Annotated in this window: 19 protein-coding genes and 1 pseudogene; 9 read left to right on the forward strand and 11 right to left on the reverse strand. The window is 40.8% G+C overall.

Going from position 1 to position 17,733, the window contains the following annotated elements; all coding sequences use genetic code 11:
• Positions 1-60: 60 nt before the first annotated feature.
• Entirely contained in the window at positions 61-513 is a 453-nt protein-coding gene (locus tag N8A86_RS00180; protein ID WP_273567227.1) for a methyltransferase family protein, read from the reverse strand.
• Between the two features lie 52 nt (positions 514-565).
• Here N8A86_RS00180 and N8A86_RS00185 point away from each other — a divergent pair, with 52 nt between their 5' ends.
• The 5 genes from N8A86_RS00185 to N8A86_RS00205 all read left to right on the forward strand — a co-directional run bounded on the left by N8A86_RS00185 (position 566) and on the right by N8A86_RS00205 (position 6,831).
• A complete protein-coding gene (locus N8A86_RS00185) occupies positions 566-1,144 on the forward strand; it encodes a non-canonical purine NTP diphosphatase (protein WP_273567228.1) in 579 nt (192 codons plus the stop codon).
• Positions 1,144-1,806, forward strand: coding sequence for a DUF4337 domain-containing protein (locus N8A86_RS00190; RefSeq protein WP_273567229.1), 663 nt, complete (start codon positions 1,144-1,146; stop codon positions 1,804-1,806). Before N8A86_RS00185 ends, N8A86_RS00190 begins: the two co-directional genes overlap by 1 nt.
• Positions 1,807-2,208: 402 nt before the next feature.
• Positions 2,209-3,990 (forward strand): DEAD/DEAH box helicase, encoded by a 1,782-nt coding sequence (locus N8A86_RS00195; RefSeq protein WP_273567230.1) that lies wholly within the window; start codon positions 2,209-2,211, stop codon positions 3,988-3,990.
• A 105-nt stretch (positions 3,991-4,095) separates the two neighbouring features.
• Positions 4,096-4,866 (forward strand): carboxypeptidase-like regulatory domain-containing protein, encoded by a 771-nt coding sequence (locus tag N8A86_RS00200; RefSeq protein WP_273567231.1) that lies wholly within the window; start codon positions 4,096-4,098, stop codon positions 4,864-4,866.
• A gap of 348 nt (positions 4,867-5,214) precedes the next feature.
• Entirely contained in the window at positions 5,215-6,831 is a 1,617-nt protein-coding gene (locus N8A86_RS00205) for an alpha-amylase family glycosyl hydrolase (protein ID WP_430682173.1), read from the forward strand.
• Positions 6,832-6,856: 25 nt separating this feature from the next.
• Here the strand turns inward: N8A86_RS00205 and N8A86_RS00210 are convergent, their stop codons facing one another.
• From N8A86_RS00210 to N8A86_RS00220, 3 genes and pseudogenes are all read right to left on the reverse strand, one after another.
• On the reverse strand, positions 6,857-7,222 hold the full coding sequence (locus tag N8A86_RS00210) for a VOC family protein (protein ID WP_273567232.1): 366 nt from the start codon (positions 7,220-7,222) through the stop codon (positions 6,857-6,859).
• A 13-nt stretch (positions 7,223-7,235) separates the two neighbouring features.
• Positions 7,236-7,763, reverse strand: a complete 528-nt coding sequence (locus N8A86_RS00215; RefSeq protein ID WP_273567233.1) for an SRPBCC family protein — start codon at positions 7,761-7,763, stop codon at positions 7,236-7,238.
• 44 nt (positions 7,764-7,807) lie between these two features.
• Positions 7,808-8,463, reverse strand: a pseudogene (locus N8A86_RS00220) (TrmH family RNA methyltransferase).
• A 38-nt stretch (positions 8,464-8,501) separates the two neighbouring features.
• On the opposite strand from N8A86_RS00220, the gene N8A86_RS00225 reads away from it, so the two are divergent.
• Positions 8,502-9,194: an SIR2 family NAD-dependent protein deacylase gene (locus N8A86_RS00225; RefSeq protein ID WP_273569117.1), complete on the forward strand. Its 693-nt coding sequence runs from the start codon at positions 8,502-8,504 to the stop codon at positions 9,192-9,194.
• On the opposite strand, the gene N8A86_RS00230 is transcribed toward N8A86_RS00225, so the two are convergent.
• A complete protein-coding gene (locus N8A86_RS00230) occupies positions 9,157-9,630 on the reverse strand; it encodes a heme-binding domain-containing protein (RefSeq protein ID WP_273567234.1) in 474 nt (157 codons plus the stop codon). The two genes, N8A86_RS00225 and N8A86_RS00230, sit on opposite strands and share 38 nt — an antisense overlap.
• Positions 9,631-9,665: 35 nt before the next feature.
• On the opposite strand from N8A86_RS00230, the gene N8A86_RS00235 reads away from it, so the two are divergent.
• On the forward strand, positions 9,666-10,226 hold the full coding sequence (locus N8A86_RS00235; RefSeq protein WP_273567235.1) for an adenylosuccinate lyase: 561 nt from the start codon (positions 9,666-9,668) through the stop codon (positions 10,224-10,226).
• Between the two features lie 241 nt (positions 10,227-10,467).
• Positions 10,468-11,808: an adenylosuccinate lyase gene (gene purB / locus N8A86_RS00240; RefSeq protein WP_273567236.1), complete on the forward strand. Its 1,341-nt coding sequence runs from the start codon at positions 10,468-10,470 to the stop codon at positions 11,806-11,808.
• A gap of 67 nt (positions 11,809-11,875) precedes the next feature.
• Here purB and N8A86_RS00245 read toward each other — a convergent pair whose 3' ends face one another.
• From N8A86_RS00245 to N8A86_RS00270, 6 genes are all read right to left on the reverse strand, one after another.
• Positions 11,876-12,694 (reverse strand): mechanosensitive ion channel family protein, encoded by an 819-nt coding sequence (locus N8A86_RS00245; RefSeq protein ID WP_273567237.1) that lies wholly within the window; start codon positions 12,692-12,694, stop codon positions 11,876-11,878.
• A 171-nt stretch (positions 12,695-12,865) separates the two neighbouring features.
• The gene (locus N8A86_RS00250; protein ID WP_273567238.1) at positions 12,866-13,405 is read right to left on the reverse strand and encodes a DUF4252 domain-containing protein; all 540 of its coding nucleotides are present in this window, start codon (positions 13,403-13,405) and stop codon (positions 12,866-12,868) included.
• 30 nt (positions 13,406-13,435) lie between these two features.
• Complete coding sequence (locus tag N8A86_RS00255; RefSeq protein WP_273567239.1) at positions 13,436-13,984, reverse strand: DUF4252 domain-containing protein; 549 nt, start codon at positions 13,982-13,984, stop codon at positions 13,436-13,438.
• Positions 13,985-14,087: 103 nt separating this feature from the next.
• A complete protein-coding gene (locus tag N8A86_RS00260; protein ID WP_273567240.1) occupies positions 14,088-14,639 on the reverse strand; it encodes a DUF4252 domain-containing protein in 552 nt (183 codons plus the stop codon).
• 11 nt (positions 14,640-14,650) lie between these two features.
• Positions 14,651-15,085, reverse strand: a complete 435-nt coding sequence (locus N8A86_RS00265) for a hypothetical protein (RefSeq protein ID WP_273567241.1) — start codon at positions 15,083-15,085, stop codon at positions 14,651-14,653.
• A complete protein-coding gene (locus tag N8A86_RS00270) occupies positions 15,072-15,581 on the reverse strand; it encodes an RNA polymerase sigma factor (protein WP_273567242.1) in 510 nt (169 codons plus the stop codon). Before N8A86_RS00270 ends, N8A86_RS00265 begins: the two co-directional genes overlap by 14 nt.
• 222 nt (positions 15,582-15,803) lie before the next feature.
• On the opposite strand from N8A86_RS00270, the gene N8A86_RS00275 reads away from it, so the two are divergent.
• Entirely contained in the window at positions 15,804-17,378 is a 1,575-nt protein-coding gene (locus N8A86_RS00275; protein WP_273567243.1) for a S41 family peptidase, read from the forward strand.
• Positions 17,379-17,733 lie beyond the last annotated feature (355 nt).

Consider the following 17,733-nt stretch of genomic DNA (forward strand, 5'->3'; position numbering starts at 1 on the left):
TTGATAGAAATCTCATATTTTAGGGCAATCAAACCTATACATCGAACTTATCTGTTTCCCTTAAAACCATCTTCTTACCTTGACAAGGTATTGTTGGTATTCCTTTCCAAAAATTTGCAGTAACGCCTGCTCTTCGGGCACAATCTGAAAACGGTTCATATACCCAACAAAACCCGCGGCCAGTAGTACGTTAAATGCATTGCCTAAATTTAGCCCCCATGCCAAAAGCAGCAGTAACATGGCCAAGTACATCGGGTTTCTGGTAAACGCATAAATTCCACCAGTTACCAAGCTTGATGCCTTATCAGGTTTGGTAGGATCTGCTGTGGTTTTCGATTTGAAAAACTGTAGCAATGGAATAACACTAACCACAACGGCGCTGATCAACAGAAAACCTTTCAAATAGATTCTTCCGAAAAAATCGAAATCACCGAAAGGTAAAAAGCGATCTAGCACATACATGCCGCCCGCAAATGCAAAAAGTATAACGATAGGTGGTAATTTTAACTCCATGGGATAAAATTACTACTTTTGAAACAGTACCGCACATAACTTTCACTATTCGATGCAACTGGTATTCGCTACTCACAACAATAACAAACTTCAAGAGGTACGATCATTACTACCTGATTCTATCGAACTTTTGTCGTTAGACGATATCGGATGTCAAGCGGAAATACCGGAAACCGGAAAAACCTTGGTCGAAAATGCCAAGATCAAAGCTGATTTTGTTACTAAAACTTATGGTTATAACTGTTTCTCAGATGATACGGGACTTCTAGTAGAAACCTTGAACGGAGCACCTGGGGTGTACTCCGCTCGTTATGCTGGCATTGATAAAAACGCCGAAGCCAACATGGCCAAGTTGCTTTTGGCATTGGAAAACGAAAACAATCGTAACGCCCAATTTAAAACTGTAATAGCATTGAACCTCAACGGAAGCTATGTAACGTTCGAAGGCGTTGTCGATGGTCTCATTGAACATGAACAAATGGGAGAAAAAGGTTTCGGTTACGATCCCATTTTCAAACCTAATGGGTATGACAGAACATTTGCCCAATTGCCCTTATCCGTTAAGAATGAAATCGGGCATCGAGGCAAGGCTATGGAAAAACTGATTTATTATTTAAAAACTATAGGTTAATGTCCAAAGAAGAACTACAAAACACAAACCAAGGTAACAATGATATGGTCGAGGTATCGGTAGCCTCTGAACGTGCTGAGGCCGTCGGCGGGGTACTTATTGCCTTCTTTGCGGCCCTTATGGCCATATCGCAAATGGTAAATGGCGAGTTGGAAGAAGAGATGTTGATCGCCCATAACAAAGTAGTCAACTATTCTAGTTGGTATCAATCCAAAAGCATAAAAGAAAGCCTTAAGGAAGGTGAACTCGATTACTTACAGACGTTACTGAATACCGGAATGATTGCCGACGAAAAACAGTTTGTAGTCAACGAACAAATACAGGAAACAAAACGACTAATCGAAAAATATGGCGCCGAGAAGACCGAAATATTAGTGGGTTCCGCAAACATTGCAAAAGCCGAATGGGCGCAAGATTTGGATGGGGAAATGGGCAAAATCGTCGGCGTCAAAGAATGGGAACAACTTGCGGATGAATATGACACCTCTACAAAAAAATTCGATCTGGGCATGTTGTTCTTCCAAATCAGTATTGTACTTGGTGCAGTCTGCATCATTATCTATGACAACCCAAAACTGCAAAAGGCATTTATTACTTTAATGATATTGTTTGGAATTATTGGCATATTAATGTCAGTCTATGGGTATATGCTCGCACCATAAGGGTTGACTTCTCAATTTCACTTCCGAAATACGAAGTAACCGATTTCTAGATCTTTGAATTTGACTTTTCCGTCTGTACCCAAACCATCTGAATTAGGGTTCTAAGATGATTAAGTTTGAAAATTGTAAGAGAAATAAACTTTTCAATTAATGATTTATCAACTTCTTCCAACTGTTTATTGTTTACCGCCATCTGTTCACTGCTTACAGCCCACTGCCAAATGATTACTGATTACTGCCAACTGCCCACTAAACAACCCTTTATCCACATGTCAATAATTAACAGTATCTTTGCCGCTTCAATAACGCCGCCAGTATGGCAGGTGTTGCGCTGAGTCCACTGGGTTATATTTCGATAATCGCTCTATGCAACACACCTATTAGCGATTAATTATAACACAAATGACAAAGTTTGAAGCACTAGGGCTACAAAAGTCCCTACTAGATGCTGTTTCCGACATGGGTTTTGAAACCCCTTCGGAAGTACAGGAAAAAGCAATCCCTATTTTATTAGAAGGCGAGACCGATCTGGTCGCACTCGCCCAAACAGGTACCGGAAAGACCGCTGCCTTCGGTTTTCCGTTGATTCAAAAAATCGATAGCAATAGCCGAACGACACAAGGGTTGATACTCTCCCCTACCCGTGAACTATGTTTACAGATTACAAACGAATTGCAGCTCTACAGCAAATATGAAAAGAATATAAATGTAGTTGCAATCTACGGTGGAGCAAGTATTACCGATCAAGCACGCCAGATCAAGCGAGGGGCACAGATCATCGTTGCCACGCCCGGTCGGATGAAAGATATGATCGGTCGCCGATTGGTCGATATTTCAAAAATCGATTATTGTATTCTGGACGAGGCCGATGAAATGCTCAATATGGGCTTTTTTGAGGATATAAAGGACATACTTTCGAATACCCCAGAGGAAAAATCAACTTGGTTGTTCTCTGCCACCATGCCCAAGGAAGTATCGGTCATCGCCAAAAAATTCATGCATTCCCCTCAGGAAATAACCGTTGGGGCAAAAAACTCAGGTGTCGATACCGTGCAACACGAATATTATGTGGTCGGCGGAAGAGATCGTTATCCTGCTTTAAAAAGGTTGGCAGATACCAATCCGGATATATTCTCGGTGATTTTTTGCAGAACAAAACGGGATACCCAAAAGGTAGCGGAAAAATTGATCGAAGATGGGTACAACGCGGGAGCACTTCATGGAGATCTAAGCCAAAACCAAAGGGACATGGTCATGAACGCCTTTCGCAAAAAGCAGATTCAAATGCTGGTGGCTACCGATGTGGCGGCTAGGGGCATCGATGTTGATGATATCACACATGTAATCAATTACCAGCTTCCCGACGAAATCGAGACTTATACACATCGCAGTGGACGTACGGGCAGGGCCGGAAAATCAGGAATTTCAATGGTTATCGTTACACGAAGCGAACTGCGTAAAATTAAATCCATTGAAAATAAGATAAAGCAACAGTTCGTGGCCAAAAAGATTCCTACGGGAATGGAAATCTGTGAAATACAGCTATACCATTTGGCAAATAAAATAAAGGACACCAAGATAAACGAGGATGTCGAGAATTATCTTCCTGCAATTAATGACGTACTTCAGGGCATCGACCGTGAAGAACTGATTAAAAAAATTGTTTCGGTCGAATTCACCCGTTTCTTTAACTATTACAATAAAGCACAGGACTTAAATTCTGTGGACATTGGTCGCGGAGAACGTGGTGGTGAAAGATCAAGAGGTGAAAATAGTTCAGACGGCTCGGTACGCTATTTCATCAATGTTGGTGAAAAAGATGGTTATGATTGGATGTCGTTAAAAGATTTTTTAAAGGACACCTTGGATCTGGGCCGAGACGCTATTTATAAAGTAGACGTAAAGGAGAGTTTTTCCTTTTTCAATACTGAGGCTTCCGATACTGAGAAGGTACTATCTACATTTACCGAGTTCAAAGTTGACGGACGGTTTGTCAATGTCGAGGTTTCCAAGACGCCCGGCGGTTCAGGCGGCGGTGGAGCAAATCGTGGCAGAAGATTTAAAGATAAAGGTCGCGGCGGAAAAGATAGAGGTCGCAGTAAAGGACGGGATCGAAGCACATCAAAAGACAATGCCAGCCATTCCGGAAAACGAAGAAGCAAAAAAAGAAGCGACTTCTTTTAACGTAGAAGGGTTTCTTGACAAGTTTTTGGTTAATTCTATATTAAAAATACGCTCCGGCGTATTTTTTTTGCTTTGTTTAGTACCTTTAACGTCGATTAGAATTTAATGAAGAATTATTTTACGCTCCTTTTCGCGCTATTGGCCTTTATCGGTTTTTCACAAGATGATGAGGCACCAGATGAAAAAATCAGTGCTACCGTAATCAATGCCCAGACCAATGAACCCATGGAGAGTGTTCACGTGTTGAACCTCAACCAGGTTATCGGTACCATCACCAACGCAAAAGGGGAATTCGCTATCACCGCTGCCGTAAACGATACCCTGTATATGACCTTCTTGGGTTTTAAACCCCAAAAAATTAAGGTAACCAACGACATGTTCAAGTTCAAGGACACTAAAATAGCCCTGACCGAATTGGCCTATGCCCTCGAAGAAGTTGTCGTTCGACCTTATCAACTGACCGGATATCTCGAAATCGATGTAAAAAACCTGGTCGTCAATGATTCGTACCAGTACAGTATTTCTGGTTTGAATGTAGGGTATGAGGCAGGTAACAAAAGCCCTAGTGCGGTAACAAAAGTCTTGGGGGCCATTCTAAATCCAGCAGATTTGTTGCGTAACCTATTTGGCAGAAAGCCAAATCAAATGAACAAGTTACGCAAAATGAAGGAGGATGATGAGATTCGAAACCTGCTTGCCTCAAAATTCGACCGAGAGACCTTGATCGAACTGCTCCAAATCGAAAAGGTCGACATCGAGGATATTCTCAATAACTGCAATTATTCGAAGTCGTTCATTACCACCGCAAACGACCTTCAGATTCTCGATGCCATTAGTAGCTGTTACGAAGAGTTTAAAGTGTTGAACCGAAAGTAGTAAGTCTCTACAAGTAAACTACCTAAGGGCATGCCAGCGAGGCATTGAAAGAAAATTTATTGTTTGATTTCGACGCCTTCGTCCGCCAAAATGGCTAGGTGAAGGCGGGCAGGAGTTAGAGCAAATAAATCTCGATTACCGAGTCAAAATCTTAAGGTATTAAACCGGGTGGCACTCGCCCCTAGGTAATCAAGCCTATGTTTAGTATGCTTAATAGTAGGAAATAAAATTTTCTATTTCCATCTGCATTTTATAGCTTTAGCCAAAATAGTCGAAGATGAAAAAACTGCTTGTTGCCGTTACAATTTTCCTATGTTTTTTTGGATGTAGGGAAGAAAAAAAGAACCTGTGAAAGAGAACGCGCAAAGACAGGAAATCGATTCTGAAGCTACAAAAAAGCAGATACCCTTCGTTTGGGAAGGAGCCAATATCTATTTCTTGCTAACCGATCGTTTTAACAACGGAAACCCCGATAACGACGTAAACTTCGAAAGAACGGATACTACAGGAATTCTGAGAGGGTTCATGGGCGGTGATATTGAGGGAATAACCCAGAAAATCGAAGATGGATACTTTTCTGATCTAGGCATAAATGCAATTTGGTTCACGCCGGTAGTAGAGCAAATTCATGGAGTCGACAAAGAGTCTGAAGACACCTATGGGTACCACGGTTATTGGACCAAGGACTGGACGGCTCTTGACCCAAACTTCGGTACAAAGAAAGACTTGGAGAACTTGGTGAAAACCGCCCACAAAAATGGAATACGCATTTTGATGGATGTGGTCGTAAACCATACAGGGCCAGAAACCGACATAGATCCTCTTTGGCCTGACGAATGGGTGCGTTCGACCGCGCGCTGTGATTTTACGAATTATGAAAACAATACCAGTTGCACATTGGTCAATTTGCCGGATATTTTGACCGAATCGAACGAACCTGTTGAATTGCCCGACCCCCTATTGGCAAAATGGAAGGAAGAAGGAAGGCTGAGCAATGAATTGGATGAACTGCAATTGTTCTTTGAACGAACCGGGTATCCTAGGGCGCCCCGTTTCTATATTATCAAATGGCTAACGGATTATGTAAACGATTTTGGTATCGATGGTTTTCGGGTAGATACGGTAAAACATGCCGATGAACATACCTGGGCCGAGCTTTACAAAGAGGCAGCTTACGCCTTTGAAACGTGGAAAAAGAAACATCCGAACGAAGTTTTGGACGACAATCCATTCTATATGGTCGGCGAGGTTTATGGATATGGTATTTCAGGCGGAAGGGAATATGATTTCGGGGATAAAAAAGTAGACTATTTCGACCACGGATTCAAGAGCCTTATCAACTTCGAACTAAAGAACGATGCCAAAAATGACTATGAAACGATCTTTAGAAAGTATAGTGACCTGCTGAATACAAAATTAAATGGTAAAAGTGTTCTGAATTATTTGACTTCCCACGATGATATGCAGCCTTACGACATGGAGCGGACAGATTCAATAAAATCAGCGAATATATTATTGCTTACCCCAGGGGCTTCCCAAATATACTATGGGGATGAGTCTGCCAGACCTTTGATTATCGAGGGAACCACAGGTGACGCTACACTTCGCTCGTTCATGAATTGGGAAGACATTGCCCAAAACGATAAAACGAAGAAGGTATTATCGCACTGGCAAAAACTGGGGAAATTTAGACAAGAACATCTCGCTATCGGTGCTGGAAAACACAAAAGACTGGGCAAAAAACCCTATGTTTTTAGTAGAACCTACGCAGATGGAGATTATAAGGATAAGGTCGTGGTAGGCCTCGATTTGCCCAAAGGAAAAAAATCACTTTGGGTCAAAGGTTTTTTTGGGGATGGTACAAAATTGTATGACACCTACTCTGAAACCGAAGTCGAGGTGAAAAATGGAAAAGTAATTCTTGAGAACGATTACGATATCGCTCTTTTAGAACTAGCGCAGTAAGGCGCTACACTACCAACCCAACCTCTTACTTATTTGAGTGTAGTGCAATACGGTTTCCTTCGGTATCTTTCATCAAGGCCATATAACCATGTCCTCCACCAATTTCGGTCTTAGCCTGCATAATGGTGCCTCCTGAAGGTTCAACCCTACTTAACTCGTTGGCGACATCTTTACAGGAAAAATAAATCAATGGGCCATCGGTCAAGCTTGGTTTGTACATTTCATGTTGTACCAAAGAACCTGTGGCACCTGATTTTTCAGAATCCATAGGAAACCACCCCATTATAAATCCTCCTAAATTATGAATGCCGATTTTAATATCGAAAACGGATTCATAGAACTTCTTTGCACGATCCATATTCGAGACGGGAATTTCAAACCATCCTACCATACTATTCCAATTATTATTTTTCTAATACCGTTTTTAGGGTCGCCAAGCCCTCTTCAAAATCTTTGCCTACCATTTTATCCATACTCATGAATAATGTCATAATACTCATCGGGAATTTATTGTTTCCCGAAAAACCCCAAGTCACCTTGGTTTTTCCACTACCCACATCTGCCACTTTGGTATAACAATCCGACGTAGATTTCCAAGGTTTTAAAAATCGAAGCTCAGATTCGATTCGCTCACCGTCCACTACTTTCTTGATTTCCTGTTCTCCTTCGCCAACATCTTTGTTTCCGTTCCAGTAGCTAACGGCACCAGATTCACCATCGGTACCTGTGAACTTCTTTTCCATATCGGGATCTTTCTTCGCCCACGGAGACCATTCGTCCATATTCTTGAGATATTTTAAATAGTTAAAGACTTCGCCCTTCGATCGGTCGATTTCAATGGAGCGTGAGACATCGTACGTTTTTGGGGCGATTATTGCTAAAAAAAGAATCAAAACAATAATACCCAACAGAATGTAAAGTAGTGTAGCCATTTGTTTATCAATTAGTTAGTTGTATCTAAATATAATAAAAAAAGCTAATGTTCCTTAAAATATCTTGCCAAAACGTCATCGATACTCCGGATTGACTTTTTAGTCCACTCAAGTCTTTTATCCAGTTTTTCACAATCAGCCAATTGCCACGGTAAATCGGTCTTTCTGAGTTCTGTTGATATATGGTGCAGGAGAATTGCAGCAGAGACCGAAATATTCAAACTTTCGGTAAAACCGACCATTGGTATTCTTAAGGAGGCATCCGCTTGTTCTAGAACTTCTTGGCTAAGTCCTTCTTTTTCGGTGCCAAAAAAAGTGCTGTTTTTTCGCTGAGATTGAAATCTTCCACCGCACAGGCATTTTCCTTAGGGGTGGTCGCGACGATTTTATAGCCATTTTGTCTAAGATTTTGAATACAATCGGTAGTGTTTTTATAACCATGCATATCTACCCATTGTTGAGCTCCCATGGCTATGTTCTTATCCAATCTTTTGCCAAACCGATTTTCAATGACATGGGCTTCCTGTATGCCAAATACTTCACAACTTCGTATGACCGCGCTGGTATTGTGCAATTGAAAAACATCTTCTATAGCGACCGTGATGAATTTTGTTCGCTGCTCCAACACCTCAATAAAACGAGCTTTGCGTTCAGGTGTGATAAAATCTTCAAGATATGACAAGAGTCGTTCGTCATCCATAAATCGAATATAATAAAAAGTCTATTTTTATGACATCAATGAAGAAAATCGTCGTACTTACTGGAGCGGGCATCAGCGCAGAAAGTGGTCTTAAAACCTTTAGGGACGCAGATGGCCTTTGGGAAGGCCATGATGTTATGCAAGTGGCTTCTCCACAGAGTTTTTTTGAAAATCCTGAATTGGTGCTTGAGTTCTATAATCAACGTAGGAGACAGCTTGCAAGTGTCTCTCCCAATAAAGCACATCTAGCACTTGTTGAACTTGAAAGGTATTTCGATGTTTCAATTATTACCCAAAACGTAGACAATCTTCATGAACAGGCGGGAAGTAATCATGTAACCCATTTGCATGGCGAACTTCTAAAGGCCCGCTGTACAAGAAGTGAAGACTTTGTTATCGATTGGAAGTCAGATTTGAACTTGGGCGATTTGAGCGAAAATGGTCATCAACTTCGACCACATATTGTCTGGTTCGGCGAACAAGTCCCCTTCTTACAAAGTGCCATAGAAATTACGGCAACGGCCAATATTTTGATTATTGTCGGCACCTCCATGCAGGTTTACCCAGCGGCTGGTTTAATTAATTTTGTAGGACTAGGGACTCCAATTTATTTCGTCGACCCAAGGCCTAATGTTGCGGCCGGTGACTACAACGACCTTAAGATAATCACCGAAACTGCAGTAAACGGGCTTCCTATTCTGGTTGCTGATCTAATTGGTACAGCGCCCTAGAACGCTTTGCCCATTCGATTATCGCATCACGTTGCTCAGTGGTAAGTTGAGCTTTTTCATGTGTCCAAGTATACTCTTTTAGCGGCATCTCACCAGATTCTACCATTTCTATCACTTCCTCTAATTTGTGGTCTTTCTTTTTGGTATCATACGCTTCCCATTCAGAAAAATTCAAATGGCCTTTTCCGTGCTTGATATGATCGGACAACCAATACGATACGGGGGCAATATTATCGTACCAAGGGTATACCGTATTATTGCTATGGCAATCGTAACAAGTTTGTACTAAAATGGCCTTTACATTGGGAGGCGGATTTGTTTCCGCAAGGAAAGTCGCGGTATGTTCGCCTTGGGCAATATTCTTTTCAGGGCGATAGAACTGCATAAGTACAAAGATGACCAATAAGGCCAACCATACTTTTTTTAGTATTTTCATTATTTTAAATTTGAGGCACCGCTAAATTACAATTTTTGACCAGAACGGAATTATACGAGGATCTAAATTACGTTGATGCCACTCGAAAAAAGCGAACCGAAATGGCGGCATTGGTCTTGGACAACCCCAAGGTAATGAAACACCTGGTTGACATTGCAATGACCAATGACGATCCAATATCAAGTCGGGCCTGTTGGGTTCTTGAATTTGTCGTTAAGCAAAAACCATCTTATATTTTCTCTCATTTGGAAGATTTTACAACGAGATTGGGAGATGTGAAACTTCACTCATCCGTTAGGCCAATAGCGAAAATCTGCGAAATTTTGGTCAAAGCATATTTTTCGAAAAAACCGAATCCGGTGCAGGGCAAACTGAACGGGGGACATTTAGAACGAATCGCCACCGCATGCTTTGACTGGCTGATAGGCGATCATAAAGTTGCGGCACAGGCCTATTCAATGACCTCGCTTTTGCTTTTGGGAAGAAAGTTCGACTGGATATTGCCCGAACTCAAAATGGTCTTGGAGCTGAATTATGCCAATGGAAGCGCAGCATATAAAGCTAGGGCTAGAATGACCCTGGCTAAAATTAAGTGAACAGTTTGCAATTGCAGTAATCAGTAATCAGTAATCAGTAATCAGTAATCAGTAATCAGTAATCAGTAATCAGTAATGGAAGAAAGCTCTTTTCAAACCATATAAACTCATAACCCAATAAACTTATAAACTTTTGAACTTAAGTTTGTACTTGAACTTGAACTTCCCAACTATATACTTTTAAACTCCCATTCGAATAAGTATCTTTGCCGCTTCCAATAAAAACCAATTCCTGTCGCAGATGTCTCTAAATCCGTTGAATGCTATTTCCCCTGTTGATGGGCGTTATCGAAGTAAAACCGCTAGTTTGGCATCTTTTTTTTCGGAAGAGGCGTTGATCAAATATCGGGTTCGGATCGAAGTTGAATATTTTATCGCGCTTTGTCAGATTCCGTTACCACAATTGCAAGAATTTGATAGCTCAAAGTTCGAGACCCTGCGCGATATCTACAAAAATTTTGACGCCAAAGATGCCGAAGAAATAAAGGAAATTGAAAAAACCACCAATCATGATGTAAAGGCCGTAGAATATTTTATCAAATCGGCTTTTGATAAAATGGGGATTTCACAGTTCAAAGAGTTCATTCATTTTGGTCTGACCTCACAGGATATTAATAATACGGCGGTTCCCCTTTCCATCAAGGAGGCGATGAACGAAGTATATGTGCCGCAATACCAAGAAGTCCTCAAAAAGTTGCAGACCATGGCCGATGAATGGGCAGATATTCCAATGCTGGCCCGTACGCATGGGCAACCGGCCTCCCCTACCCGGTTGGGCAAGGAAGTCGAGGTTTTTGTACAGCGATTGAAGGAACAGTTCAACCTGTTGAACGACATACCTAGTGCTGCAAAATTTGGTGGCGCTACGGGCAATTATAATGCGCATCAGGTGGCCTATCCAGAGATCGATTGGAAAGAATTCGGTCAGAATTTCGTTCATGACCTAGGATTGTATCACTCGTTTCCAACCACGCAAATCGAACATTACGACCATATGGCCGCTCTCTTCGATACGTTAAAAAGAATCAACACCATAATCCTTGATTTAGATAGGGATTTCTGGACTTATGTTTCTATGGATTATTTTAAACAACGTATCAAAGAAGGAGAGGTCGGTTCTTCGGCCATGCCGCACAAGGTCAATCCGATAGATTTTGAAAATTCGGAAGGAAACCTAGGCATCGCCAATGCCCTTTTCGAACATCTTTCCGCAAAGCTTCCGGTATCTAGGTTGCAACGTGACCTTACCGATAGCACAGTGCTTAGAAATGTTGGTGTTCCCTTTGCGCATACAATTCTCGCCTTTCAATCTACTCTTAAAGGATTGAACAAATTATTGCTCAACAAAGAAAAATTCGAACAAGATCTTGAAAATAATTGGGCCGTTGTCGCCGAGGCCATTCAGACGATTTTGCGAAGGGAAGGTTATCCGAATCCGTATGAGGCCTTAAAAGGATTGACCCGGACCAATGATAAGATCAATCAACAGTCGATCGCTAATTTTATCGATACTTTAGAAGTTTCGGATGCTATCAAAAATGAGTTGAAGGCTATCACGCCGAGCAACTATACAGGGATATAAAAAAGAACTCCAACAGTTTTGAAAGCTGTTGGAGTTCTTTTTATTCTTCGGAAAAATGCCTTTAATATTAATCCTCCCCTTTGTGAATTTCCACGGAATGTGGGTACGGGATCTCGATTCCCGCCTTATCAAGGGCCAATTTACAACCTTCCAAGGTTCCGAAATAAACATCCCAATAATCCTCAGGTTTACAAAATGGCCGTACTGCAAAATTGACCGAGCTGTCCGCCAGTTCAGATACATTTACAGAGGGCGCTGGGTCTTGAAGTACTTTTGGGTTCGATGTCAAAACTTCCAACAAAACTTCCTTGGCCTTTTTGATATCCTCGTCATAACCGATTCCGATGGTGGTGTCGACACGCATTTTTCCTTCTTCGGTGTAGTTTATGATGTTTCCGTTGGCCATGGCACCATTTGGAATAATCGCCAATTTATTTTCAGGCGTAATCAATTTCGTGGTAAAAATCTCGATTTCCTTGACTGAACCTAAGACACCTTGAGCTTCGATTAAATCATCGATTTTATAAGGTTTGAATATGATAATAAGTACGCCACCCGCAAAATTGGACAATGACCCCTGAAGTGCCAGACCAATTGCTAAACCCGCAGCGGCAATAAGAGCGGCAAAGCTTGTAGTCTCAACACCTAATGTTGAAATTACGGTAATTATCAAAAAGATGGTCAATGCCCATTTTACAAGACTTAACAAGAACCTTTGCAACGATTTGTCATACTCTTGGGCGGTCATTCCCTTTCGAACGAGTTTCACCAATTTTTTGATTACCCATGAGCCTATGATGTAAATCAGAATGGCTCCGATGACTTTAGGGCCATATTCTACGACAAAGTCAATTCCTTTGTTCATCCATACTTGTGCGTCTTCCATAATACTAATGTTTAATGTGAGTAGTTTGTTTATAGTCCGCTCAATATAAGGATTAGGAATTAAAAAAGTAAGAGGATTCAAAAGTCAATGGTAAATTTAATGTCGTGATAACAAAAAAATCCTGTTTCGAAGATTTTCGAAACAGGATTTAGTATACTAGGTTATTAAAATTTATCCTTGAAAAAGCTTGCCCAAATCTTTTAATCCCTCCCCGTCATAATCCGATTTTTCAATAGCTTGAAGCAATTGCATCATATGCGCGGGATTCATATTGTCGCCCAAAACACGAATCAAAGCAAAACCTTTTTCATCACTATCGCCGTAAATGATGACTTCATCAATGGCATCCTCGGTGCCTAAATATTTGATGGTCGCCCTTCCGTAGCTCGTATTCATTTTCATAAGTTGTATGAACTTATTGTCCGAAAGTATCGCTTTTACATTGGCCTTTTCGATTTTGAAATCCGCAGCATTGTCATTGGTCTTTTTAAAGGCCAGAATATTCAACTTTTTCAATGACCCCAAGGCATCTCTTTGCGTATCGGTCAAATCAGCCTTTTCAAGATTGAGGACACTCGTCGGAACGTCCAACTTAAGAAAGTTCGGATTCTCTGAGTTATCGACGTAGTATTCTTGTAAACTCTGCGTTGAAGAACAGGCAGTGAATGCCAAGACTACGAATACATATATAATGGATTTTAGTGTTTTCATTTTCTTATTTTATGTTATAATATTCCGCTTTTAGCGATCTCCTTTTTTTCCTGCCTTGTTAAGATCATGGGGGAGGTCCATTTTTTTGGTCAAAGATCCTATTTTGTTCAAATCGATATCACCGGTCATCGACACCAGAACACTTTCGAATTTTCTCCCGTTGATATCGATGTCACTGTCACTGATTCCTGAAACGAACATCAATAGCTCGCTGACATGGTCCTCATCGCTCCCTTGTTTGATATAGAATTTAACATTGGTGTCTTTATCCTTTATGCGCATCAATTCTTCTAAAGAAGAAGATTTAAGATACTTCTTTACCGTGGCACCCATATCTTCCGCAACATCGGCGTTTTGGGTAATGAATACTTTGAGTCCGTCTAGACTATGTGCTATATCCTTAAAATCTTGTGCATCTTGATCGTCATCATCAAGAGCCGCAAGATTTCCCGCAAGACGAATCATACTGCTATTTATCGTTACCGAGGCAACGTCATTCATGTCTTCGAACTTATCGAAGATCGATTGTGAAAATCCAAAGAATGGAATAAGGGCGAGAACTACTAATACTTTTTTCATGATTGTTCGTTTTTTGACCTGCTGGCAGCAGACAGGTTGTTGATTTTGATGAATATTTAGAACGGGCAGTACTTTACATGAACTACCCGTTCATCACTTTTTGTTAATTCTTTTTTCCGGCTTTATTCAAATCGTCAGGAAGGTTCATTTTTTTTGTTAAAGAACCTATCTTGTTCAAATCGATATTTCCTGTCAGAGAAAGTAGTACGGTTTCGAACTTTCTACCATTGACATCGACATCGACACCCGAATCTTTTAATCCGGTCACGAACATGAGCAATTCGCTTACATGATCGGAGTCTTTACCTTCCCGAATGTAAAACTTCACATTGGCATCTTTATCCTTGACGCGCATCAGCTCTTCAAGTTTCGCTGATTTGAGGTAGCTATCTACCGAAGCCTTCATATCGGCCGAAATCTTTTTATCCTCCGTTATAAAAACTTTAAGATTGTTTAGGCTTTGTGCGATATCCATAAAATCCTTTGCTTCAGGATCATCGACTTCTACATCTATTTTGCTCAAAAGGTTGAACATGCTTTTGTTTACCACTACGGCACTCACATTATCTAAATCTTCATATTTGTCGAATAAGGATTGTCCAAACCCGGTAAAGGGCAAAATTGCGAGTAATATTACTATGAGGGGTTTTTTCATGATTTCTAATATTAATTATTGTTATAAATTTTTTGTTTTGTTTCTTCAAACTCTTTTAAATAAGCTACTTTTTCAGTGCCTTTGCTAAAATTCTCGGCGAGAAGATCTAATGCCATCTTTGTTTGTTGATAAGCATATGCCGCCTTCTCTTTTTCGGCTAGCTGCTGTTCTCGGTAATCATTACCAAAATAGATGCCAAACAATAGAACTGCTACTGCCGCAACGGATAACCACTTCGTATAGTTTCTTCTAGGTTTTAGTGCTACCTGCTTCGTATACCGTTCTTCTTTGGCCTTTGAAAAATATTGAAACATCGGTGCATACTGCTCTAGATGTGTCGCTACACTTTCTTGTGAGAAATACGTTCGCAAGGTTTCTTCTTCGGCGACCGTAGTGGTGGCCTCAAAATACTTTTCCAATAATTTTTCTATGTTATCCAATTCCATAACTATGTTTTTGCATTAATTTTTCCCGTACTGTTTTTCGTGCCCGGGAAAGTGCGACACGTATTGCTGTGGGTTTCATATCTAAAAGAGCCCCGATTTCGTCAAAATCATATTCTTCGACATCACGTAATTGAAGCACCATTTTTTGTTGTTCGGGCAGCTCTTCCATGATTCTCTCTACCCAATTTATACTATCTTTTGCCTCTACCTGGCTTTGTAGTGAACTATTTCCATCACTATAATTACTATGCACCAGTGTTAAATTGCTTGCCTGTTTCGACTTTAACCTATCAAGACAAAAGTTTTTTGTCATCGTCATGGCAAAGGCCTCCACATTATTATAGCTCTCCATTACTTTGTTCTTCGACCACAATTTGAGCAATATCTCTTGAGTGGCGTCCTCCGCTTCTTCGGTCGATACCAGTAATCTTTTGGCCAATCGGTACAATTTGTCCTTAAAAGGCATCACTATGTTCAGAAAATCCGCCTGATTCATTTTTTGATTGTTGTTTGTAAACCGTCTTTATTCGGTTACATAAGGAAGACGATATACAACGAATTTTGTTACAAATAATTTTTTTTTCATCGCTTATTAACTAAATTGTTCCGCCTTGGTTGCAATGATAGCTATTTGAATAGGAAGATTAAACCCCTAAATATCCCAATATTTGGCATACCGTTACCTTAGGTCAAGTGAAACCACAAAAAAATAAAAATTATGAAAAAGTATTTGTTATTGTTCCTTGCCGTCGGGCTTGTATTCAATTCGTGTAAAAAAAGCGATGATGAGCCGTTTATAAAACCTGTAACGCAAGTACCAGAGCCAGAACCGGAGGCGGAACCGGAACCAGAACCGGAACCAGAATCAATCGATCCGGCAACGGTCATTGTTCAGAATTTTATGTGGCAGACCATGAACGCCTATTATCTTTGGCAGGGTGAGATGCCCGATTTGGCGGATACCCGATTTCCAGAGACCGATGAAGGTGAGGCCGCGTATTTGGAGTTTCTTGCCGCCGAACCAGATCCCGGGAAGTTCTTTGAAAACAAACTCCTTTTTTCGGCAGATAGATTTAGTGGTTACAGTGAAAACTATAAAGACCTTGTAAATCTTTTTGCTGGTATTACAAAAAGCAACGGTCTAGAATTTGGACTGTCATTGTACGGCTCGGGTGATGACGTTCTTGGGTTCGTGAACTACATTGTTAAAGACTCCGATGCTTCTACCAAAGACATTCAGCGAGGTGATATTTTCGTAGGGGTGAACGGCACGAGTCTGAACCTTGACAATTATATCGATCTATTATTCGGCGATGAGGACACCTATACGCTGAATATGGCCGATGTTGAAGACAATACTTTAGTGCCCAATGGCAAAGAAATCGTTCTGACCAAAATGGAAGGATTGGAGGAAGACCCGATTCTTGTTACGAATATAGTTGATCAAGGTGGGGCTAAAATAGGTTATCTGATGTACAACCAATTCGTGGGTGGTTCTGGGGAAGCACTTAATCAAGCTTTTGGAGAATTCGTCTCAGCCGGAGTTACCGATTTGGTGCTCGACTTGCGATATAACCTAGGTGGTTCGTCACATACCTCGGCAGTATTGGCTAGTCTCATATCCGGAAGGAGTGCAAGTGAAATTTTTTACAAGGATAAATACAATGCCAAGATCGAGGCACAATTGGAACCTGATGACTTCTTGAATTATTTTCTGACCACGACGGGTACCATTCATGGTAATTCTGATACTCCCTTAAACACGCTCAACCTTAACAAGGTCTATGTTTTGGCCACCAATAGGTCGGCTTCGGCCAGTGAACTGGTTATGGTCGGCTTGGAACCCTACATTGATGTCGTCCATATTGGTACTACAACGGTCGGAAAAAACCAAGGATCCAATACCTTCGTTGACGACCCTGAAAACGGAAATTTCTATAACCCAGATCGAGAAGGTGAAATCAATCCTAACAATCAATGGGCCATTCAACCCATTATCGTGACGGCGGAAAATTCAGATGGTTTTTCGGACTATTCAAGTGGATTGGTTCCAGATATTGAACTCGCCGAGGATATCATCAATCTAGGCATACTCGGAGATCCCGAAGAACCTCTATTTGCAAGGGCAATCGCTGAGATTACAGGGTCTACCACCAAACGTGGCTTCATCCCGGAAATGCCCGTAGACCTCGTTACAAGTTCAAAATTACAAAAGCCCTTTGCTGATAGATTGATCGTAGACAAAAGTGCAATCGGTTTAAAAATAAAGGGAAATGCCGCATCGGAACAGTAAAATTTTTAAAACGAATTCGGATTCCATATAGCAAATTCGTAAAATTTTATTATTCTTCATGTAATAAGGTTTCATTTAGCCTTGGCGATAAATCGCCAAGGCTAAATTATTCCCAAAAATCCGTTCTTTATGATTTGACTTGGCCATACTATCAGATTTTTTGAAGTCCAAAATTCCAAAATCCTCTCTCAGCAAAACATAATAATAGGTTAAAGCTTACCTTTTCTACGCCTTTTTTAATTTATTTTAGCAACCAAAGACTAAAACTTTACGTACATACGTTTAGAGTTTAGGTATTGCCCCCTATCTTTTATATCTAACAATTCGGAACGATAATTGATTGGGTGTGCTATTG

Origin of the sequence: Maribacter halichondriae (assembly GCF_027474825.1) — a bacterium.
Lineage (GTDB): Bacteria > Bacteroidota > Bacteroidia > Flavobacteriales > Flavobacteriaceae > Meishania > Meishania halichondriae.